The sequence below is a fragment of the Haladaptatus sp. AB618 genome, assembly GCF_024136965.1.
GTDB lineage: Archaea > Halobacteriota > Halobacteria > Halobacteriales > Haladaptataceae > Haladaptatus.
Genome location: NZ_JAMYJX010000003.1, coordinates 183,988 through 203,049 on the forward strand (window position 1 = coordinate 183,988; position 19,062 = coordinate 203,049).

Consider the following 19,062-nt stretch of genomic DNA (forward strand, 5'->3'; position numbering starts at 1 on the left):
ATAGATGCGATACGGGACGCGAGTGACGACGTGGTGTGTGGGGTTGGTAGCGGCGCTGGTCGCCGTCGTGTTGGTGAGCGCGGCCATCGGCCCGACGTCGCTCTCGCCGCTCGTCGTCGGAAAGGCGCTGCTCAACGCGCTGGCCGTCCCGACCGGAATCCGGTTTGTGAGCGGGGCGCTCACCGTTCCCGGCGGACTCGTCATCACGTTCCCCTCCTTCGATCTGCAGTACAGCCACCTCTTCTCCTTCGCCGTCCCGGAAACCGCCACGATCATCGTCATGCGACTCCGGATGCCGCGAATCGCTCTCGCCGCCGTGGTCGGATTCGCCCTCGCCACCGCGGGCGTCGTGATGCAGGGCTTCTTCCGGAATCCGATGGCGGACCCCTCCATCATCGGCGTCTCTTCGGGCGCGGCCGTCGGCGCGGTGGCGACCATCGCGCTCTCGATTTCGATCCCGTTCGCGCTCCCCGTCTGTTCGTTCGTCGGCGCGATTCTCGCGGCGTTCGCCGTCTACCTGCTGGCGACCCAGAACGGCAGAACACCCGTCGCAACCCTCCTGCTCGCTGGCGTCGCGATCCAAACGCTCCTCGGCGCGGTCGTCTCCTACCTCCTGCTCCAGAGCGGGCGGAGCCTACGCGAGGCGGTGTTCTGGTTGATGGGCCACCTCAACAACGCGTCGTGGACGAAATTCGGAATCGCGCTTCCCGTCACGGTTCTCGGCTTCGTCGTCCTGCTCTTTTTCGCCCCCGACCTCAACGTCCTCCTGCTCGGCGAGGAGGACGCTCACAACCTCGGCGTCGAAGTCGAACGAACCAAGCGACTCCTGTTGACCGTCTCCAGCGTCGTCACCGCCGCCGCCGTCGCGGTTTCGGGCGTCATCGGCTTCGTCGGCCTCGTCGTCCCGCACATCATGCGCCTGTTGGTCGGTCCGGACCACCGAATCCTGCTCCCGACCAGCGCGCTCGCCGGTGCGGTCTTTCTGGTTGCGACGGACACCGTGGCCCGGTCCGCCGTCGGCGCGGCCGAACTCCCGGTCGGCATCGTCACCGCCTTCCTCGGCGCGCCCTTCTTCCTCTATCTCCTGCGGAAACGCGAGGTGCGCTCGCTGTGATCCGAATCGAGGACGTGGCGATAACGCTCGGCGACAACGAAATCCTCAGCGGTGTCAACGCGACCATCGAGGACGGGCAGTTCGTCGGCCTCGTCGGGCCGAACGGCGCGGGCAAGACGACCCTTCTCCGCGCGATGAACGGCGTTCTCACGCCGGATTCCGGCCGCGTGGTCGTTTTGGACGACGCAATCGACGACCTCTCCTCGAAGGCCGCCAGTCGTCGCGTGGCGACGGTTCCACAGGACACCACGTTATCGTTCGATTTCTCGGTGCGAGACGTGGTCGCGATGGGCCGAAACCCGTATCGCTCGCGGTTCGGCAGCGAACTCGGCGACGGGGCGAACGATGACACGAGCGCCGCAACAGGAACCGACCTCGTCGAGCGTTCGATGGCCCGAACCGAGGTTTCGGAATTCGCCGACCGTTCGATCACCGAAATCAGCGGCGGCGAGCGCCAGCGCGTCCTGCTCGCGCGGGCGCTCGCACAGGACACGCCCGTCCTCCTGCTGGACGAACCGACGGCCAGCCTCGACATCAATCACCAAGTCCGAACCTTCGAACTCGTCCGCGAACTCGTCGCGGACGGGAAAACCGTCGTCGCCGCGATTCACGACCTGAACCTCGCGGCCCACTACTGCGACGAACTCCTGTTGCTCGCGGGTGGATCGGTGCTCGCGTCCGGACCGCCGACGGAAGTGCTGGCCGAGGAGACGCTACGCGAGGCGTTCGACGCCCGTGCGGTCGTTTCCAGCCATCCGGTCACCGGTTCGACGTACGTCACCGCGCTCCCCGACCGACCCGCGCAAAACGGGGGAACGGGGGAAACGGGTGGTCGGATACACGTCGTTGGCGGCGGTGGAACCGTCTCCCGACTGCTCTACCTGCTTTCCGCGGCGGGGTACGAGGTGTCCGTCGGCGTGCTGAACGAGGGGGATTCGGACCTCGAAACCGCCCGGCTTCTCGGACTCGACGTCGTCACCGAAGACCCCTTCGCGCCGATAGGAACGGAAGCGCGGGAAGCCGTCGAGCGACGAATCCGCGAGGCCGACGTGACCGTCCTCGCCGACGTGGAAATCGGAGCGGGAAACCTGGCGAATCTGGAGGCGGTCGCGGAAGCCGACTCGGTCGTCGTCGTGGAAGAACGACCGTTCGCGGAGCGGAACTACGCCGGAAGCGACGCGGCGGTGCAGTATCGATCCCTCTGCGAGCGGGGCGCGGTCGTTGCCCCCGACGACCTCCTCTCCACCGTCTCCAGGGTGATCTGAACGATAGCCGATTCGGATTTTGTCGAGAGGGTACCAGTACCTATTCTTGTCAGCTCACGACCGCGCTACATCCCGTTCGTCCGTCGTTTCTGCAGCAACTCGAACAGCATGAGACCGGCGAAGACGCTCGCCGCGAGCATGACGATGGCCGCGATACCGACCGGGACGGACGGCGCGACGACGACGGCGGTTCCGAGCAGTGCGCCGGACACCAACGCCGTGAAAAACCGTTTGATGCCGGTGAAGGAGGCGAACTCCCGGACTAACGTCGGGTCGAGACCGACGACCCGTGACCAGACGACGTACAGAGAGACGACGAGGAGAAACGAGAGGACGGCGACACCCAACAACAGAAAGAATGCGTCTAACTCCATTCGTTCGACCCTGTTGGTACTCACGGTGTGATACTGGAGTATAAGTCTATCGAACGATATGAAGAGAGATGAAAGCAAGGGAGGGGTGGTGCAGTGTGGGGGTCTACGGTATCTCGGTATGAGAACTTACGTGAGAGGTTTGGTGACACTTTGGAAGGAAGCCATCCTTCCGCCAGAGCCTCTGGCACCGCCGACATACGCGCGCTCACACTGACACACTGACGCGCCCGAGTCAGGAGTTGGGCGCACTTACTTGTAGTACACCCCGTACCTTTGTTATACGCCAGCTAAACCCCCGAACAACCGACCTTATACGGTGATGAAACCCAACAGTCGGGGGGTTGTTTTTATCAGTCTTCCAACCCCAGGTCCTGTATGAATCTCGCTGACTGCTCGGTGGTCGTCGTCGGCAGCGGCTTCGGCGGCCTCTCGACCGCGTGCTATCTCGCCGACGCTGGCGCGGACGTGACGGTTCTCGAGAAGAACGAACAGCTCGGCGGCCGTGCCAGCAGGCTCGAAGCGGACGGCTTCCGGTTCGACATGGGGCCGTCGTGGTATCTGATGCCCGACGTGTTCGAGCGATTCTTCGGCCACTTCGACCGAACGCCGAGCGACTACTACCGACTCCAGCAACTCGACCCGCATTATCGTATCTTCTTCAAAACCGACGACGAAACCACCGACTCCATCGACATCGTTCCCGATTTGGAGCGAAACAAGGAGCTGTTCGAATCGTACGAGGACGGGGCGGGCGAGGCCCTCCAGCGCTACCTCGATAAGTCCGAGGAGAGCTACGACGTCGGGATGGAACACTTCGTCTACACCGACCGCTCCCGGTTTCGGGATTACGTCTCGATGGACGTGGCGAGGAACGCGCGCGGTTTGAACCTCCTCGGGTCGATGCAGGAACACGTCGAGGGCTACTTCGAGAACCCGCGACTCCAGCAGATCATGCAGTACACGCTCGTCTTCTTGGGCGGGTCGCCGAACAACACGCCCTCGATTTACAACCTGATGAGCCACGTCGATTTCAACCTCGGCGTCTACTACCCCGAAAACGGCATCGGCGACGTCGTGGACGGCATCGTCGAACTCGCGGAGGAACTGGGCGTCGAGTTCGAAACCGACCACGAGGTGACGGACATCACGGGCAACGAGGGCGACTTCTTCGTCCACAGCGGCGATTCTCGAATCGCGGCCGACTTGGTGGTCAGCGACGCCGACTACGCCCACACCGAACAGGAACTCCTGCCGCCGGAATCCCGCCAGTACGACGCGGATTACTGGGAATCGAGAACGTACGCGCCCTCGGCGTTCCTGTTGTATCTCGGCGTCGAGGGGGACGTCGAACCGCTCGCCCATCACACCCTCGTCCTCCCCGAGGACTGGAATTCACATTTCGACGAAATCTTCGAGGAACCGGCGTGGCCCGCCGACCCGGCCTACTACCTCTGCGTGCCGAGCAAGACGGACGACTCCGTCGCACCCGAGGGGCACAGCAACCTGTTCGCGCTCGTCCCCATCGCACCCGGACTGCCGGACGGCCCGGCCATCCGCGAGAACTTCCGCGAGAAAGTCCTCTCCGACATCGAGACGAACACCGGCGTCTCGCTCCAGGACCGCATCGTCTTCGAGAAGTCGTTCTCCGTCTCGGAGTTCGCCGACCGCTACAACAGCACGAAGGGGACGGCGCTGGGACTCGCCCACACGCTCATGCAGACCGGGCCGATGCGCCCCCGCCACCGCTCCTCGAAGATTGACGGCCTCTACTTCACCGGGTCGTACACGAACCCCGGCATCGGCGTTCCGATGTGTCTCATCGGCGGCCAGCACACCGCAGACGCCATGATCGAGGATTACTAATTTCGACTATCAACCGATGCTCGACTATCGACCGATGATCCGCTCCCTACTGAAACTGTCGCGGCCGCGATTCTGGCTCTACCTCGCCGGGCCGGTACTGGTGGGCCTCGCCTACGGCGCGTCATCGCTCGGTGATCTGCTCTCGCCGGTTTCGCTCGCCCTCTTCGTCTATTTCCTCCTCCCTGCGAACGTCTTCCTCTACGGAATCAACGACGTGTTCGACGCGGACATCGACGAGGAGAACCCGAAGAAGGACGAGCGGGAAACGCGGTATCGGGGCGACCGGACGGTTCCGGTCGCGGTCGCGGTCTGTGCCCTCCTTGGCCTCGGGTTCCTCCTCGTCACGCCGCCCGCCGCGTGGCCGTGGCTGCTCGGGTTTCTCGTCCTCGGCGCGGAGTACTCCGCACCGCCGCTACGGTTCAAGACGACGCCGATCCTCGATTCAATTTCCAACGGGTTGTACGTCCTTCCCGGCGCGATGGCCTACGCCACGCTGTCCGGGAGTCAGCCGCCGTTCCTCGCCGTCCTCGGCGGGTGGCTCTGGGCGATGGGCATGCACACGTTCTCGGCGATTCCCGACATCGAACCCGACCGACGGGCCGGGATTCGAACCACTGCAACCATCCTCGGCGAGTCGAGAACGCTGGCGTACTGTGCGGCCTGCTGGCTGGCCGCGGCGGGGCTTTTCGCGCTCCTCGACGTACGAGCGGGCGTGCTCCTGCTGGCCTACCCCCTCCTCGTCGTCGTGTGGGTCGCCCGCGACGTGACCATTTCACGGGCCTACTGGTGGTATCCGGCCATCAACACAGTCGTCGGGGCCGTGTTGACGATGGGCGGCCTGTGGGGTGTGCTGCATGGATAGCGGAACCGATTGGCGGGAGATGGACAGGCGGGAAATCGAAACACGGATTTCAGCGCTCGTCCGCGAGAACCGGTTCACCATCGCCGTCGTCTTTCCGCTCATCGGGGCCGTGATGTTCATCGTGGGCACCGAGCCGTGGGTTCCGGCGTGGCTCGCACGGAACCCGTTCCTCATCATCTTCGGCACGGTCGTCATGCGCTCGCCGCTCGTCGCCGGACTGTTGCCGCTCATCGACAGACGGGCGGGTATCGCACTGCTGCTGCTGACGGCGTACACCTACCTCATCGAGTTCGTCGGCGTGACGACGGGGTTCCCGTACGGGCAGTTCCACTACGTCCTCGAACTCGGTCCGATGCTGTTCGGGACGGTTCCGGCGGGGCTTCCCGTCTTCTTCTTCCCGCTCGTGTTGAACAGCTACCTGCTCTGTCTCCTCCTGCTCGGTCCGCGCGCGGACTCGCGGTTCGCCCGCTTTGCGGCCTCGCTCGCCGTCGTCGTCGTCATCGACCTCGTGTTGGACCCGGCGGCCGTCGCGCTCCGGTTCTGGACGTACCCCGGTGGCGGCATCTACTACGGCGTCCCGCTCTCGAACTACTTCGGTTGGGTCGTCAGCGGTGCTATCGCGGTCGGATTGGTCGAACTCGGTTTCGACTGGCGGGCGCTCCGTGACCGTCTCGACTCCTGTGAGTTCATGCTGGACGACATGGTGAGTTTCGTCATCCTCTGGGGGGCGATGAACGCCTACTTCGTCCACTGGCTCCCCGTCGGGGTCGCCGTCCTGTTGTTCGTCGGCCTTCGACGGATCGACCGCTTCGACTTCGCCGTCCTCCGTTCGGTCACCCCGTCCCGCTGAGCCGGAAAAATCAGTTCCCGCGTCCGAGGAGTACACCGAGGACGAGGCCGACGCCGATCGCCATCAGCGTTCGCCGGGATTCGGAAAACCGGACGAACCGCGTACCGTCCGGCGTGATTTCGAGCGCGCCGACCGGTTTCGCCGTCGCGCCGCCACCCATTCGACTGCTTCCCCCGCCGCCGAAACCACCGAACCCGTAGCCGACCTTGGCGATCGGAATAATAGTCCGATTCTTGAGACGAATCGGAGTGCCGTACACGGTTTCGACGCCGACGTTCCGACGGAGTTGCTGGAGAAATGCCTCCAGTCGCTCGAACGCGTCCATGTCGTTCGCAACCGACGGGAGGGTCAAATGGTTTTGCATACTGACAGCCTGCGCGCCGAACCGCGGCTATTTTCCGCTATATAGACCACTTAGCGACGCTTTTTTGCGAGCAGTGTCTCTCACGATCCGTGGCGCACCCAACGTTGACGTGACAAATCCTGCCATCACCCATCGGACAGCACCATACCTGCGGTTGCACCGTTGCCCCTTGTCGTCGCCAACGACTCGCCGTGTGACGGTGTTCGACGTTCACGAGGTTCTTCGGAACCTCGCGCCACACCCACCAATTGTCACACCCCACCCCCTTTTCGATCCCTTTCACTTCATGGACGCTTCACTCGTCACGCTCCGCCGTTTCTCCCGTCCCGCTTTTCCAACCGCTCGATACGCCCCTGGGCGAGCAGTCCGGCACCGAGCAACCAGCACCCGACGCCGACCCCGAGCAAACCGAACGAGAGCCGTGATCGCGGCCCGTGAAGGGCCGTGTCGCTCGGGGCGGTCCGCACGAGCACGGCGAGTGCGGCGGTCACCGTCCGTGTCTGCGAGACGACGTCGGAAATCCCGACGATAACGACCGGAAACGAGACGACGAGGAGCGCCGCTCCCAGTACGGTACAAACCGTCCCGACGGTGCCGAGGGTCGCCCGGTCGAGCATGACAACCCAAGAAGACGGTACGGAGGCTCTTAGCGTTCAGCGTCGGTACGTCCGGCGATACCAGACGGCGAAGCCGAGAACGAGAATCAACGCTCCTCCGGCGAAAAAGAGCAGCCCCGGGGGGATTCCGGCGCTCGCCGCGCTTTCGGCGACCGTCCGCGTTGTGCTCGTCGTACTCGACTGCATCGTGGACGTCAGTTGATCCGAAGCCGTCGTGGTCGCGTGATGCACTGCCGTCGTCGTGTGATCCACCGTTTTACTCAGGGTGGACGTCGCGTTGTCAGCCGCTCCGCCCGCGTTATGGGCGGTCGTGCTCGCGTGCGTCCCGCTCGCGTGCGTCGTATCGGGTGCGCTACCGCCCGCGTTGTTGGCGTGCGTCGTCGCCGCGCTATCGGCACCGTTGTCGGCGTTTCCCCCCGAAGTGCTGTCACTGCCTCCGGAGCTCAGGGTCAACGTTCCGAGAAGCGGTTTGCCGTCGGCGAGTCGCTGAACGACGAGGCTCGCCAGTCCGAGGACGCCGATTCCGCCGAGCAGGTTCTTGAGGGCGGACTGTAGCCCTCCCGTGTCCGATTCGTTCCCGGCGAAGAGGACGAGCGGTTCGGCCGTCGGGGCGTACACCTTCATCTCCCGACCCTTCTCGGAGTAGGCCGTGTCCGCGACTTCGACGAGGTTTCCGTCCTCCAGTTTGCCGAGGTGGTACTGGGCGTTTTGAAGGGAGGTATCGACGCGTTCGGCGATGGTGGCCGGGGTCGCCGGTTCCTCGTAGAGGGTGGCGAGGATGTCCCGGCCGGTTTGTGAGGAGAGGGCGGCAACTAACGCGTCCGCATCTTCGCTGTCGACGCCGACGACCCGCGGGTCGCGGTCCTCGTCCGCGACGGAATCGACGGTGGAGGGCAGGAAGTCGACCATACCCTATCATTCCAAGGGGAGACTATAACTTTGCACGACACAGGTGAATCCGGTATCTTATTAATCCACCCTAAAAATACACCATCCGGTAAGCGAAGGCATGGACGGCGACGAACACTCGTTACGCGCACTGCTTCAGATTCTCGCGGAACCGCGTCGGCGGTACGCATTGTATCATCTCCGACGGCACGACCGGACGACCGTTACGCGCCTCGCGGACAGCGTGGCGGGGTGGATGGATGCTGAACAGGACGAACCGCTCTCCGGGCAGGAACACGTCCACATCTACACCGAACTGCACCACACCGACATCCCTCGACTCGTCGCCGCCGGAATCGTCCACCTCCACGAGGACGAAGAACGGGTCAAAGTCGTCGAATTTCCGGAGATTCTGTCGGACCTACTCGACGTGACGCTCGAATTCGACGACGGGGCGATGTGAACGCCCGCGCTCGATTTATACACCTGCTAATACGAGGTTCCGGTGACGGGGGATTCAAGGCCTACTTTTACATCCATACGAGTATGAGAGCGTTCGCTCCGGGAAGCGTGACGGCGGTGTTCGCACCGGCCGAATCGGGCGACGGATCGAAAGGCGCGAGCATGGCTATCGAGGACGGAATCGTGGCCGACGTTCGGGAGGCCGACCGAACCGAGATATTGCTGGACGGCGAGCGGACCGACTTCGAACCGGTCGCCGGAGTCCTCGACGGGTTGGCCGTGACGGCGCGCGTCGAACTCGAATCGGCGATTCCCATCGGTTGTGGCTTCGGAGCGAGCGGTGCGGCCACGCTCGCAACGGCGCTGTCCGCGAACGAAACGTTCGACCTCGGGCGCTCGCGCGAGGACCTCGTACAGGCCGCACACGTCGCGGAGGTGAACGCTGGAACCGGACTTGGGGACGTGTTCATCCAATCCGCCGGGGGCTTGATGATGGACGACGGCACGGGACGGCGACGGTGGGAACCGACGAACGCCATCGAGTACGTCTCGTTCGGCGGGGTGGCGACCAGCGAGACGCTCGACGACGCCGACATCATGACGAAAATCGAAACCGTCGGCGGGCGAACCCTCGATTTGCTTCCCGGCGAACCGTCGCTCGAACGCCTGACGCGGGATTCCTGGGCGTTCGCACGGGAAATCGGACTGCCGACCGAACGGGTTCGACGCACCGTGGCCGACGTGGAGGAAACAGGCGGCGCGGCGAGCATGGCCATGCTCGGCGAAACGGTCTTCGCCGTCGGCGTCGAGGACGTGCTTCCGAACCGAACAGAGATTTCGTTCACCGGTGCTGGATTGCTATAAAACGGCGGCACAACCGCTCAGGCAAGTAGATTCATATACTGTGATACCCTCATTTTTCCGTATGGAGTACGAAATTACCAACGGACCGAGCAACGCGATCCTCACCGTGACGCTCGACGCGGACGAGCACATCGAGGCGAAGACGGGTGCGATGGTGAGTCGGAGTGAGAGCATGAAGGCGGACGCCCAAATCGCGGGCGGTGACGGCATCTCGGGCATGCTCTCCCGGGCCATCAGCGACGAACGGGAGATGGTCTCGAACACGTTCACGGCGTCGGTCGACGGTGCACACGTCACGCTCGCGCCCGATATGCCGGGCGACATCATCCCGATCGATCTTCGGGAGACCGGGCGCATCAAGGCCCAATCGGGCGCACCGGTCGCGTGGACGCCGGAGGTCGAACACGAAACTGCGGTCAACGAGGCCGGGAACTTCTTCTCGTCGGGCGAACTGACAGTCCTCGCCCTGAAGGGTGACGGCATCGCATTCCTCTCCTCGTACGGATCGCTGTACGAGGTCGATATCACCGACGACGATCCGCTCGTCGTGGACGAGGATCACCTCATCGCGTGGACGGACGGGTTGAACCTCACGCGCAAAACGGACGGCGGGATCAAATCCTCGATCCTCGGCGGCGAGGGGCGCGTGACACACTTCTCCGGGGAGGGGACGGCGTGGCTCCAGACCCGCGACCCGCTCGTGTTCATGCAGTCGATGTCGAACGGGAACTGACCGATCCCGATTGCCGTCGAATTTTTGTCACTCCGTGGTGTGTCTCTACCGGTTATGTCCGAGTCAGTGGCACACGGCGAGTCGTCGGGAACCGACGGTTCGGCGCACCACGAGGGGAGTCGATGGCCCATCATCGGTGCCATCGGGGCGGGAACGATGTATCTCGGCGCGGCGCTCACGATACTCGGTCACGTCACGGACGTGTTCCCCGAACTCGCCGGATGGGTGATCGCTATCGGGGGATTGGCCGTGCTCGTCGTCGGACTCGGCGGGTGGCTCAATCAGGCCTACATACACGACTACTGGCAGGGGCGCGTGAGCAAGACGAAGTACACCTACGAGGCGACGATGGTGACGTTTTTGCTGACCGACATCGCGACGTTCGGCGCGGTGTTCACCTACTATTTCTTCATCCGGGTAAAACCGTGGCCGCCGACGGAACTCCCCGACGTGTTGAGTTCGTTGTTGCTCGTCAACACGGCCGCCCTCGTTCTGAGCAGTTTCACGCTCCACTTCTCGCATATCGCGTTGGGGAAGGGGAAACGAAAGCGGTTTCTGACCCTCCTCGGCGTTACCGTCCTCCTCGGTGCGGGCTTCGTCGCCGGACAGGCCTACGAGTATTACGACTTCATCTCCCACGAGGGATTCACGTTGACCTCCGGGATGTTCGGGAGCGCGTTCTTCGGTTTGACCGGCCTGCACGGTCTGCACGTCTCGCTCGGCGTGATTCTGCTGTGCATCGTCTTCGTGAGAGCGATACGTGGCCAGTACGGCCCCGACAGGGACTCCTCGGTCAGCACCGTCTCGATGTACTGGCACTTCGTGGACGCCGTCTGGATTTTGCTCGTCGTCGTGCTGTACTTCGGTTCGAGCATTTCCGGATGAGAGGAGTTACGCCGTCCCCCCCCGGTTCGACGAACAGGAGTTCGTTGCCCTCCGGGTCGAGCGCGATGACCTCGACGCCGTACTCCCGTTCCTGGGGTTCGGAGACGAACTCGACGCCTCGCTCACGCAGGTCGTCGTACGTCGCGTGACAGTCGTCCACCGCCAACCCTATCATCGGGTTGTGCCCGACGAGATGCGAGAACCTGTCGGCGTCCTTCCCGCCGAACCACGCCGGGGAACGGAGGATGACGTGCACACCGTCCCGTCCGGCGGGAGCGACGGTGAGCCATCTGTCCTCGCCCATCTCGCTGTCCTCTTTCTTCTCGAAGCCGAGCGTTTCGGTGTAGAAGTCGAGCGCTTCCTCCTGATCCTCGACGATCAGCGCGAAGTGGGTAATCCGCGAGACGTGGCCGGTCGATTGCTGTGGCATGGTTTCCCCCGCAGAGATGACGACGGCGAACACGATATACGCGACCCCACGCTGTACGCATATGCGACCCCACGCGGTACACGAGTCGGCTTCTATCCCGCGTTCTCCTCGCTCTCTTCGCGTTCGAGCAATCTTCGGTAGAGCGGCGGTGTGAGGATGCCGCCGATACCGAGCAGGATGGACACGATGCCGAGCGGGAGGAGCAGCGGGTCCACGCCGAGACACGGGTTGGCTGAGGAGATGGTCACGTAGTGGGTTTCACCTCCCGAGGTGACGAGTACCCCCCTCCGGAACGCGGCGCGATGGACGAACCGGCCACGAACGTCACCGGTACTCCGTGGGTTGTCGAGTGCGTACTCGAACGCCCGGCGTTCGGCGGGAGCGAGTTCATCGACGCTGAACTGCTGGAACGGACCACGTTGGGTCGCCGCCGTCAACTGGTTCGTCTCGTCAGGCGAATAGACGTCGATGGTCGCGTGCCCGCACAGATCGAAATGCGTCTGGACGACGGCGTAGCCGCCGAGGACGCCGCCCGCGATTCCGATGGCGATGAGGAGCGTTCCGAGGAACGGTGCGCCATAGGTCAACAGCGCATCTCGCACCGATTGTTCCTCCGTGACGGATTCGGGTTGTCGGTCGTTCGAACTCATTCGGTCACCTGCCAGCGTTCCGTGAGATACTCGAACGTGGCGGACAGGCCGAACCCGTAGAACCAGTGGGCGATGAGGACGAAGACGACGTACGCGAGCAGATGGAGTCCGGTCTGTCCGGTGTAGAACGCCAAGGCGAACCCGATGGCGATCACCGTCGCGAACGCCAACCCGGTGATGATACGGGGCTCACCCGGCAGGTACTCGGCCAGCACGGCGAACAGGAGCGCCCACGTCGTCATGCCACCGATGAGGAAGAGGAGGTAGCCGACGACCACGCTCTGCTGTCCGACGAAGCCGGAGAGGTTGACGAACGACGAGAGGCTGAACACGTTCAAAATCGTCGCCGTGAACAACACGCCGGACATGAGGACCGTCCCGACGAGGCCGCCGATCGCGGCCGCTGCGACGACTCGTGGAAACGAGACACCGAGCGATCTGACGCCTTGGAAGACGTTCGGACTCCCCTCGCTCGGGACCTCCGTGGCGGCCGCTCGGGTCGTCTCCGGTTCGGTCGGTTCGATGCCGTACTTCGCTTCGAGTCGTCGTTCGAACCATTGCCACTCGCGGGTGAACTGGTTGGTTCGTTTTAGTCCCCACACGTCGGCGTCCGTGACCGGTGAGCCGTTCCAGTACGACCAGAGCATGTTGTAGAGCCACAAAAGAACCGAGAGACCGATGAGGTACGCCCCGATGGTCGAGATGCGTTGGAACGAGGCGAACTCGGGGGGGTAGATGGCGTAGCGGCGAGGGAGGTTCAACAGTCCCAGGATGATCATCGTCCCGAAGGTCACGACCGAACCGACGACGAACAGCAGGGACTGGAACAGTGCGAGTTGCCGGTCGTACATCCGTTCGGTCAGGATCGGGTACCAGTAGTAGCTCGCGGCGATCATCATGAACGGGATGATCCCCATGAGGATCAGATGGAAGTGGCCGACGACGTAGTAGGTGCCGTGGAGGACGATATCGATGGGAATCGCCGCGAGGAACACGCCCGTGACGCCGCCGACGATGAACGTACCGATGCTGCTGATACAGAGCACCATCGGTGCCGTGAGTCGGATTTCCCCGGACCAGATCGTCGTGATCCAGTTGAACGTCTTGATGGCGCTCGGCACCGCGATGGCGACCGAGACGGCCATGAAACTCGCGCGGAGACGTGGGTCCATTCCGGTCACGAACATGTGGTGGGCCCAGACGCCGAACGAGAGCACACCGATAGCCATCGTGGAGTAGACGATGAAGTTGAACCCGAACAGCTTCCGGCCCGCGAACTTCGGGAGGATGAAACTCATCAATCCGGCCGCCGGGAGGAAGATGATGTACACCTCCGGATGGCCGAAGAACCAGAACAGGTTCTGCCACAGCATCGGTCCCCCACCGCCCGCCGCGTAGAACGTCGTCCCGAACACGCGGTCGAGCAGCATCATGATCGCGGCGCTGCCGAGCAGTGGAAACGCGAAGATGATGAGCGCGCTCGTCACGAGCATGTTCCACCCGAAGATGTCGAGCGACCCCATGCCGAGGCCCTCCTCGCGTTCGTAGAAGATGGTGACGATGAAATTGATGGCACCGAGGGTCGTGGCGATGCCGGAGAGGTGCAGGCCGAGGAGGAGGAAGTTCACCTGCGGGTCCGTGCTCTGTGTCGCGAGCGGCGTGTACAGCGTCCATCCAAGCTCCGGATCGTGAAGCGTCCAGAAGAACTGGTACAGCGGTCCGTGAATCCCGACCAGGTCGAGGAACTGGCCGACCACCTGTGAGGGGAGCCCCCCACGGACGAGGAGCAACGAAGGGGGCAACAGCCAGAACCCGATGGCGTTCAGCCGCGGAAACGCCATGTCGTCCGCGCCGATGAGCAACGGGATGAAGTAGTTGGCGATGCCGAAGAAGACCGGCGTGACGAAGAAGAACAGCATCGTCAACCCGTGGGACGTAAACAGCGCGTTGTACGTTTCGGTCGACCAGATACTCGCATTCGGGGTCAACAGCTCCGTCCGCATCATCATCGCCTCGATACCGCCCCAGAGTGCCGCGAACGTCCCGAAGACGATGTACAACTTCCCGATGTCACGGTGATTCGTGGTCGTCGTCCAGTAGGTTATCGAGTTCCAGATTGAACCGAGGTCGAAATCGAACTCGCGTGGGGACGGATATCCACCGTCCGGTTTCGCCGACCGTTGACGGGCTAAACGAGTGAGCAACCAACATCCGCCGACGAGAAGACCCAAGACGGTGAGTTCGATTAGCGCTCGGTTCGTCATCGGGGCCCCTCCCGGTGGCACCCGCTCGTTCCCCTCCCCCCGTGCATACTCCTTCGTGTCACTGTCGACCACAATAAAGACGGGGGGAAATTCGGAGATAATGATGGATGAAAGACAATTCAACGAACGCACGATAGCTATATCCGCACGTCAGTTGACTCGGGAACGATGCGACGCCGTCGCACTGGAGGGGTTCGGTGGGGGACGATAGCATGCCTTCTCCTCATCGCCGGAATCACCGCCGTCGAACCAGCGGCCGCACAGTCCGTAAACAAACGACTCATCGACTCGCTGAACTACCAGCTCGCTTACGTAGCGTTGCCACTGACGCTCTTCGTCGAGCTCATTTTGGTGTATGCGGTCTTTCGGTTTCGAAACAACGACGACCCGCAACCGACCGCGGAAGACAAGCCGCTCGAAATCACGTGGACCATCGCTACCGCCATCATCCTGCTGTTCGTCGGTGTCGCCGCGTTCACCGTGTTGACGAACCCGTACATCACGCCGACACAACCGAGAAGCGCTGGGACTGCCGGTGGCGCGGGCGGTTCGAGTCTGGGAGGCGCGAGCGGAAGCGGTGCGGGAATGGGCGTTGCCGACGCCGCGAATACATCGAATGCGGTGACAGTTCACACCCTCGCCTATCAGTGGGGGTGGCAGTTCCAGTATCCGGGGACGAACGTTACGACGCACGACAACCTCGTCCTGCCCGCCCACACGGACATCTACATTCGGATGACCTCCGCGGACGTAATCCATTCGCTGTTCATTCCTCAGTTAGGGGTCAAACAGGACGTGTTCCCCAAGCGAACGACGGTCATCCACACTCGTGTCTACAAAACCGGAACGTATCGCGGCTACTGCACCGAGTTCTGCGGGTCGGGACACGCCCGAATGCGGACGAAAGTCCGCGTGCTTCCGAAAAAGCAGTACCGTCAGTGGTTGCGAAACCAGTCGAAAAAGGCGGCATCGACGAACGGTTCGTCGGCGACGCGGAACGCGTCGGCCAAAACGGCCGGGTGACGACGAACGCGTCACCGCTCCGTGTTAGTTCTCAGCACCGTTTTTGGTGTGCTAGATCGTAGCCGCTGACATTTCTAGCTCGATTTAGCTGCTCGATATTTGGACGTTGTTCAGCGTCACACCGATGTTTTTCAGCGTCACGTCGACGTTGCAGATTTCGTATTGGTGCCCGTTGACGGACACGTGGAGGCCATCGATACTCATCGTGGAATCGTCGAGGGTGTAGGTTCGGTGATCGATGGAGACGTCCGGGAATCCCGGCCCGGAGAGATGGGTGTCCGAGACGGTTATCGTGACGTCGCTAATGGTGATGTCCTGCCCACCAAGCTTCGTGACATCGCTGTTCGAGGCGTGTCCGTCGGCGAGTGCGACACCCGCTCCGCCGCTGACAAGGAGGACGGCAACCAGTAGGCTTGCGAGGACTCTCTGCGAGGTTACTCTCATTGCGGCTTTCCCTTCGTCACCCACGAGAAAAAGTGGCGCAGATCGTTGAAATCGTTCGCATCGATTACGAGCGGTTCATTTTGTATCAACACCTCCTCAGAAATCCCTGGGGTCGCCTTGTCATTGTTTTTCGGGGGTTCTCACGCGGTCTTTCATCGAGTAAAAACAGGTGGTGATCCGCGTTGGTCGTTGCAATTTCTCGACCGACTGCAAGGTCATCCTACCGAAAAATATGGACTGCCTACGACTCGGATAGTGACATCGTCCGGTTCGGATCCCCTAGTCGCCGCCCGTCGCGTCGTGCGGATGATCGCTTCGACCGGACCCGTGTTCGACAGATTATTCCCGACTCCACAGCGTGGCGTGCGGGGAACCATCGTTTGTCCGACTCTCCCCGACGATCTGTTCCCGTTCGTTGATACCGTTCGCACGGCTGTAGTCGCCACCGAGCGTGCCGAGGTCACGCATGCCCTCATCCGGCGACCAGATGAACGCGTGAACGGTTCCATCGTCCGTTTGGCTGTTCCCGACCACCTGCCCACGGTCGTTGACGTCGGTGGCCTCGCTATAGTTTCCACCGAGCGTGCCGAGGTCACGCATGCCCTCGTCCGGCGACCAGACGAACGCGTGAACCGTTCCGTCCGCCGTTTGGCTGTTCCCGACCACCTGTCTGCGGTCGTTGATGGCGGTGGCCTCTCCCTCCTGTCCACCGAGGGTACCGAGCGCACGCTCTCCCTCGTCTTCCGACCACATGAACGCATCTCCAGAGACGGGTTCGACGCCGAAACTCGTCCCGACGATCCGACCGTTCGTATCGATATCAGCAGGGACCAAAAAATCGCCGGACGAGGAGCGGGGGGAGCGCCATAATCGGTCGGAACAATCGTCGTCGGCCCACAGGACGAACCCTTCCAACGTGACCTCACCATAGTAGTGGAGAGTTCCGACGATATCTCCTCGATCGTTGATTGCGGTGGCAACACTGTTCTGCCCGCCGCTACTGTAGATATCTTGCATCTCCTCTCCCCTCGACCAACGAATGGCGTGCTCCGGGTATATTTCCGTCCGAGTCCCGGTGTCCCTCTCCCAGATATCGGTCACTCTGCTCGCACCGACGACGTGGCAGTGGCCGTTGATGTCGGTGGCCCTGCTGGTCCTGTCGGTGAGGGTGCCCAGATCTTGCATCCCATCCCGTTCCGACCAGAGAAACGCGTGTGGAACGAGGTCCGCCCGCTGACTGGTCCCGACGACGTATCCACGACGGGTGATGCTCGTCGCGGTGCTCTCAGCACCACCGAGGGTGCCGAGGTCAGTTGCCGAGTACGCTGCAGGCGGTCTCTCCGTCCTCGCCGAGGGGGTTCGAGAACTCATACCGACCACGCTACGATCGGCCCTCCCGTTTTTCAGCCGAGCGAATCCGGACAAACTACTGAGAACTCCGATCCCACCGACGCCGCCGAGAAAACGACGTCGGTCGAACCGTGATCCAGTCCCGTCCGAGGCGGGGACGATAGTCGTTCGTCCATCGTCATCATCCCCGCCGCGGCTTTCGGACTGTTCCGTGTCATCCTTTTCCGAGAACATGGAATGTATTGAGACCATGCGACCCATTCATTCTAACGGCTGATCGGTTACAGAATATGATCCCGTCGATGACTCGCACTGGCTGAATACCATCGCACAGAGGGGAGAGCTTCAGTCGATTTACACACGTCTCGTGGGAGTGTCCATCGTGTGTTCATGCTGCATACTGGCGACGGTACAATGTCGGCACTACCGGTGCAGAGATGAATGGTGAAACCACGACGAAAAACGTCTTTCGCAACTTTGAGTCGAAAGAGGAGAGCCGGTGGAGGGATTTGAACCCTCGGCCTATTCCTTACGAAGGAATCGCTCTAGCCAGTCTGAGCTACACCGGCACGCTTACTGCGTTCGCGTCCCGAGCCCGACCTCACTTCGCTCGGACGGACACCGCATTGGTGTGCTTCGAACTACATTCAATTATAGACCCCACAGGTGGCATAAGGGTTGCGAATTCAGCGTCGAATACGACGTTACTTGTCACGAACTACCGCGTCAACCGCACGTCCAGACAGACGTTGAGCTCGTGGGGAGCGTAGGACCGGACCTCCCGTCGAGTTTCGACCGTCACGTCGTACTCCGGTTCCGCAGCCGACCGAATCGCCTCCTCTCCCGGTCCGAACGGATCGTCCTCGTGCTGGATGTCGTAGTAGTGGATGACACAGTCGTCGCTCGCCAGCGCGACGGCGGTATCGAGGAATTCGTCGGCGCTGTGGGGGAGGTTCATCACGATGCGGTCGGCCCAGTCCTCGTACTCCGTGGCCGTCCCTCGAACGTCGCCGGGAATCGCCGTCACGCGGTCTTCGACCCCGTTCCGGCGTGCGTTCACTTGGAGGTAGTCGATGGCAACCTCGTTCACGTCCGCACCGACGACGGTCGCACCGCGATTTGCGAACGGGATCACGAACGGCCCGACACCGGCGAACATATCGAACGCGTGTTCGTCCTGCGTGACCTGCTCGGTGACACGGTGTCGCTCCGTCGCGAGACGTGGTGAGAAGTACACGCGTGCGACGTCCAAGAGGAACTCACATCCGTACTCGCGGTGGACGGTTTCGGTGCCGTTTCCGGCCAGTACGTCCCAGTCGCGGACGCGGGTCTCGCCTTTCACTTTCGACGCGCGATTGAGCACCGTCTCGACCGGCAACGCCGACGCGATGATGGCGTCCGCGATTGCCCCCGCCAGTTCCGAGTCGTCCTCGTCGATGAGGACGATGTTCCCGAGTCGTTCGTAACTCGGTTCGAAGCCGAGGATGTCGGCGGGCATCCGCTGTGTCGTGCGGGTCGGGAGATCGTGGGAGACGAGTTCGAACTCGGATGGGACCGCGTCGGGGTTGGTGACGGGAATATAGAGCCAGCCGTCTTCGACCACGATTTCCACCTCGTCCACCACCAAATCCGACTCCGCGAGTTCGCGGCGCGCCGCTTCCCCCTGTTCCCGTTCGACGCGCACGCAAGGTACTTCCATACGTCTCCTTGCCGGAAGCGGGCGTTAACGCTGACGCTTCGGGTCGCATCGCTTAAACGTG

General features: G+C 62.5%; 21 protein-coding genes and 1 tRNA gene. 10 read left to right on the plus strand and 12 right to left on the minus strand.

What is annotated here, in order from left to right:
- The first annotated feature begins 4 nt into the window (after positions 1–4).
- Positions 5–1,114: a vitamin B12 ABC transporter permease BtuC gene (gene btuC / locus NKF26_RS11290; RefSeq protein ID WP_253228065.1), complete on the plus strand. Its 1,110-nt coding sequence runs from the start codon at positions 5–7 to the stop codon at positions 1,112–1,114.
- Entirely contained in the window at positions 1,111–2,379 is a 1,269-nt protein-coding gene (locus NKF26_RS11295; protein ID WP_253234331.1) for an ATP-binding cassette domain-containing protein, read from the plus strand. Before btuC ends, NKF26_RS11295 begins: the two co-directional genes overlap by 4 nt.
- 65 nt (positions 2,380–2,444) lie before the next feature.
- Here the strand turns inward: NKF26_RS11295 and NKF26_RS11300 are convergent, their stop codons facing one another.
- Positions 2,445–2,753 carry a hypothetical protein gene (locus tag NKF26_RS11300; protein ID WP_253228063.1) on the minus strand — a complete coding sequence of 103 codons (309 nt, stop codon included), beginning with the start codon at positions 2,751–2,753 and terminating at the stop codon, positions 2,445–2,447.
- Positions 2,754–3,128: 375 nt separating this feature from the next.
- On the opposite strand from NKF26_RS11300, the gene NKF26_RS11305 reads away from it, so the two are divergent.
- Genes NKF26_RS11305 through cruF form a run of 3 tightly spaced genes read left to right on the plus strand, consistent with a single transcriptional unit; the run spans position 3,129 to position 6,328 of the window.
- Positions 3,129–4,616 (plus strand): NAD(P)/FAD-dependent oxidoreductase, encoded by a 1,488-nt coding sequence (locus NKF26_RS11305; RefSeq protein WP_253228062.1) that lies wholly within the window; start codon positions 3,129–3,131, stop codon positions 4,614–4,616.
- A 34-nt stretch (positions 4,617–4,650) separates the two neighbouring features.
- Positions 4,651–5,478: a prenyltransferase gene (locus NKF26_RS11310; protein ID WP_253228125.1), complete on the plus strand. Its 828-nt coding sequence runs from the start codon at positions 4,651–4,653 to the stop codon at positions 5,476–5,478.
- Between the two features lie 19 nt (positions 5,479–5,497).
- Entirely contained in the window at positions 5,498–6,328 is an 831-nt protein-coding gene (gene cruF, locus NKF26_RS11315; RefSeq protein ID WP_253228124.1) for a bisanhydrobacterioruberin hydratase, read from the plus strand.
- Between the two features lie 10 nt (positions 6,329–6,338).
- Here cruF and NKF26_RS11320 read toward each other — a convergent pair whose 3' ends face one another.
- From NKF26_RS11320 to NKF26_RS11330, 3 genes are all read right to left on the minus strand, one after another.
- Positions 6,339–6,692 carry a spore germination protein GerW family protein gene (locus NKF26_RS11320; RefSeq protein ID WP_253228061.1) on the minus strand — a complete coding sequence of 118 codons (354 nt, stop codon included), beginning with the start codon at positions 6,690–6,692 and terminating at the stop codon, positions 6,339–6,341.
- Positions 6,693–6,994: 302 nt separating this feature from the next.
- A complete protein-coding gene (locus NKF26_RS11325) occupies positions 6,995–7,309 on the minus strand; it encodes a hypothetical protein (RefSeq protein WP_253228060.1) in 315 nt (104 codons plus the stop codon).
- A 36-nt stretch (positions 7,310–7,345) separates the two neighbouring features.
- Positions 7,346–8,218, minus strand: coding sequence for a winged helix-turn-helix domain-containing protein (locus tag NKF26_RS11330; protein ID WP_253228059.1), 873 nt, complete (start codon positions 8,216–8,218; stop codon positions 7,346–7,348).
- Positions 8,219–8,318: 100 nt separating this feature from the next.
- Between NKF26_RS11330 and NKF26_RS11335 the strand changes: the two genes are divergently transcribed.
- The 4 genes from NKF26_RS11335 (at position 8,319) to NKF26_RS11350 (ending at position 11,141) form a co-directional block, all read left to right on the plus strand.
- Positions 8,319–8,660: a hypothetical protein gene (locus tag NKF26_RS11335; RefSeq protein ID WP_253228058.1), complete on the plus strand. Its 342-nt coding sequence runs from the start codon at positions 8,319–8,321 to the stop codon at positions 8,658–8,660.
- A gap of 83 nt (positions 8,661–8,743) precedes the next feature.
- Positions 8,744–9,523, plus strand: a complete 780-nt coding sequence (locus NKF26_RS11340) for a pantoate kinase (protein ID WP_253228057.1) — start codon at positions 8,744–8,746, stop codon at positions 9,521–9,523.
- Between the two features lie 61 nt (positions 9,524–9,584).
- Entirely contained in the window at positions 9,585–10,256 is a 672-nt protein-coding gene (locus NKF26_RS11345) for a TIGR00266 family protein (protein ID WP_253228056.1), read from the plus strand.
- Between the two features lie 54 nt (positions 10,257–10,310).
- Positions 10,311–11,141 carry a heme-copper oxidase subunit III gene (locus NKF26_RS11350; protein ID WP_253228055.1) on the plus strand — a complete coding sequence of 277 codons (831 nt, stop codon included), beginning with the start codon at positions 10,311–10,313 and terminating at the stop codon, positions 11,139–11,141.
- Here the strand turns inward: NKF26_RS11350 and NKF26_RS11355 are convergent.
- The 3 genes from NKF26_RS11355 to NKF26_RS11365 form a co-directional block, all read right to left on the minus strand.
- A complete protein-coding gene (locus NKF26_RS11355; RefSeq protein WP_253234332.1) occupies positions 11,050–11,571 on the minus strand; it encodes a VOC family protein in 522 nt (173 codons plus the stop codon). The genes NKF26_RS11350 and NKF26_RS11355 overlap by 92 nt on opposite strands.
- 92 nt (positions 11,572–11,663) lie before the next feature.
- Positions 11,664–12,221, minus strand: a complete 558-nt coding sequence (locus NKF26_RS11360; protein WP_253234333.1) for a hypothetical protein — start codon at positions 12,219–12,221, stop codon at positions 11,664–11,666.
- On the minus strand, positions 12,218–14,485 hold the full coding sequence (locus NKF26_RS11365; RefSeq protein ID WP_253228123.1) for a DUF6789 family protein: 2,268 nt from the start codon (positions 14,483–14,485) through the stop codon (positions 12,218–12,220). Before NKF26_RS11365 ends, NKF26_RS11360 begins: the two co-directional genes overlap by 4 nt.
- A 168-nt stretch (positions 14,486–14,653) precedes the next feature.
- On the opposite strand from NKF26_RS11365, the gene coxB reads away from it, so the two are divergent.
- The gene (gene coxB / locus NKF26_RS11370) at positions 14,654–15,508 is read left to right on the plus strand and encodes a cytochrome c oxidase subunit II (protein WP_253228052.1); all 855 of its coding nucleotides are present in this window, start codon (positions 14,654–14,656) and stop codon (positions 15,506–15,508) included.
- 84 nt (positions 15,509–15,592) lie between these two features.
- On the opposite strand, the gene NKF26_RS11375 is transcribed toward coxB, so the two are convergent.
- The 5 genes from NKF26_RS11375 to NKF26_RS11395 form a co-directional block, all read right to left on the minus strand.
- Positions 15,593–15,952, minus strand: a complete 360-nt coding sequence (locus NKF26_RS11375; protein ID WP_253228051.1) for a hypothetical protein — start codon at positions 15,950–15,952, stop codon at positions 15,593–15,595.
- 339 nt (positions 15,953–16,291) lie between these two features.
- On the minus strand, positions 16,292–17,323 hold the full coding sequence (locus tag NKF26_RS11380) for a hypothetical protein (protein WP_253228050.1): 1,032 nt from the start codon (positions 17,321–17,323) through the stop codon (positions 16,292–16,294).
- Positions 17,324–17,355: 32 nt separating this feature from the next.
- A complete protein-coding gene (locus tag NKF26_RS11385; RefSeq protein ID WP_253228049.1) occupies positions 17,356–17,520 on the minus strand; it encodes a hypothetical protein in 165 nt (54 codons plus the stop codon).
- A 276-nt stretch (positions 17,521–17,796) separates the two neighbouring features.
- A tRNA-Thr gene (locus tag NKF26_RS11390) sits at positions 17,797–17,871 on the minus strand.
- A gap of 149 nt (positions 17,872–18,020) precedes the next feature.
- A complete protein-coding gene (locus NKF26_RS11395) occupies positions 18,021–19,001 on the minus strand; it encodes a class I SAM-dependent methyltransferase family protein (RefSeq protein ID WP_253234334.1) in 981 nt (326 codons plus the stop codon).
- Positions 19,002–19,062: the final 61 nt, after the last annotated feature.

What these genes read in the sequence shown, in the direction of transcription:
- NKF26_RS11305 (WP_253228062.1), top strand. Translation starts at nt 3,129, where the DNA reads ATGAATCTCGCTGACTGCTCGGTGGTCGTCGTCGGCAGCGGCTTCGGC.
- NKF26_RS11300 (WP_253228063.1), bottom strand. Translation starts at nt 2,753, where the DNA reads ATGGAGTTAGACGCATTCTTTCTGTTGTTGGGTGTCGCCGTCCTCTCG.
- NKF26_RS11385 (WP_253228049.1), bottom strand. Translation starts at nt 17,520, where the DNA reads ATGACACGGAACAGTCCGAAAGCCGCGGCGGGGATGATGACGATGGAC.
- NKF26_RS11350 (WP_253228055.1), top strand. Translation starts at nt 10,311, where the DNA reads ATGTCCGAGTCAGTGGCACACGGCGAGTCGTCGGGAACCGACGGTTCG.
- cruF (WP_253228124.1), top strand. Translation starts at nt 5,498, where the DNA reads ATGGACAGGCGGGAAATCGAAACACGGATTTCAGCGCTCGTCCGCGAG.
- NKF26_RS11340 (WP_253228057.1), top strand. Translation starts at nt 8,744, where the DNA reads ATGAGAGCGTTCGCTCCGGGAAGCGTGACGGCGGTGTTCGCACCGGCC.
- NKF26_RS11320 (WP_253228061.1), bottom strand. Translation starts at nt 6,692, where the DNA reads ATGCAAAACCATTTGACCCTCCCGTCGGTTGCGAACGACATGGACGCG.
- NKF26_RS11310 (WP_253228125.1), top strand. Translation starts at nt 4,651, where the DNA reads ATGATCCGCTCCCTACTGAAACTGTCGCGGCCGCGATTCTGGCTCTAC.
- NKF26_RS11375 (WP_253228051.1), bottom strand. Translation starts at nt 15,952, where the DNA reads ATGAGAGTAACCTCGCAGAGAGTCCTCGCAAGCCTACTGGTTGCCGTC.
- NKF26_RS11360 (WP_253234333.1), bottom strand. Translation starts at nt 12,221, where the DNA reads ATGAGTTCGAACGACCGACAACCCGAATCCGTCACGGAGGAACAATCG.
- coxB (WP_253228052.1), top strand. Translation starts at nt 14,654, where the DNA reads ATGCGACGCCGTCGCACTGGAGGGGTTCGGTGGGGGACGATAGCATGC.
- NKF26_RS11330 (WP_253228059.1), bottom strand. Translation starts at nt 8,218, where the DNA reads ATGGTCGACTTCCTGCCCTCCACCGTCGATTCCGTCGCGGACGAGGAC.
- NKF26_RS11355 (WP_253234332.1), bottom strand. Translation starts at nt 11,571, where the DNA reads ATGCCACAGCAATCGACCGGCCACGTCTCGCGGATTACCCACTTCGCG.
- btuC (WP_253228065.1), top strand. Translation starts at nt 5, where the DNA reads ATGCGATACGGGACGCGAGTGACGACGTGGTGTGTGGGGTTGGTAGCG.
- NKF26_RS11395 (WP_253234334.1), bottom strand. Translation starts at nt 19,001, where the DNA reads ATGGAAGTACCTTGCGTGCGCGTCGAACGGGAACAGGGGGAAGCGGCG.
- NKF26_RS11345 (WP_253228056.1), top strand. Translation starts at nt 9,585, where the DNA reads ATGGAGTACGAAATTACCAACGGACCGAGCAACGCGATCCTCACCGTG.
- NKF26_RS11335 (WP_253228058.1), top strand. Translation starts at nt 8,319, where the DNA reads ATGGACGGCGACGAACACTCGTTACGCGCACTGCTTCAGATTCTCGCG.
- NKF26_RS11380 (WP_253228050.1), bottom strand. Translation starts at nt 17,323, where the DNA reads ATGAGTTCTCGAACCCCCTCGGCGAGGACGGAGAGACCGCCTGCAGCG.
- NKF26_RS11365 (WP_253228123.1), bottom strand. Translation starts at nt 14,485, where the DNA reads ATGACGAACCGAGCGCTAATCGAACTCACCGTCTTGGGTCTTCTCGTC.
- NKF26_RS11325 (WP_253228060.1), bottom strand. Translation starts at nt 7,309, where the DNA reads ATGCTCGACCGGGCGACCCTCGGCACCGTCGGGACGGTTTGTACCGTA.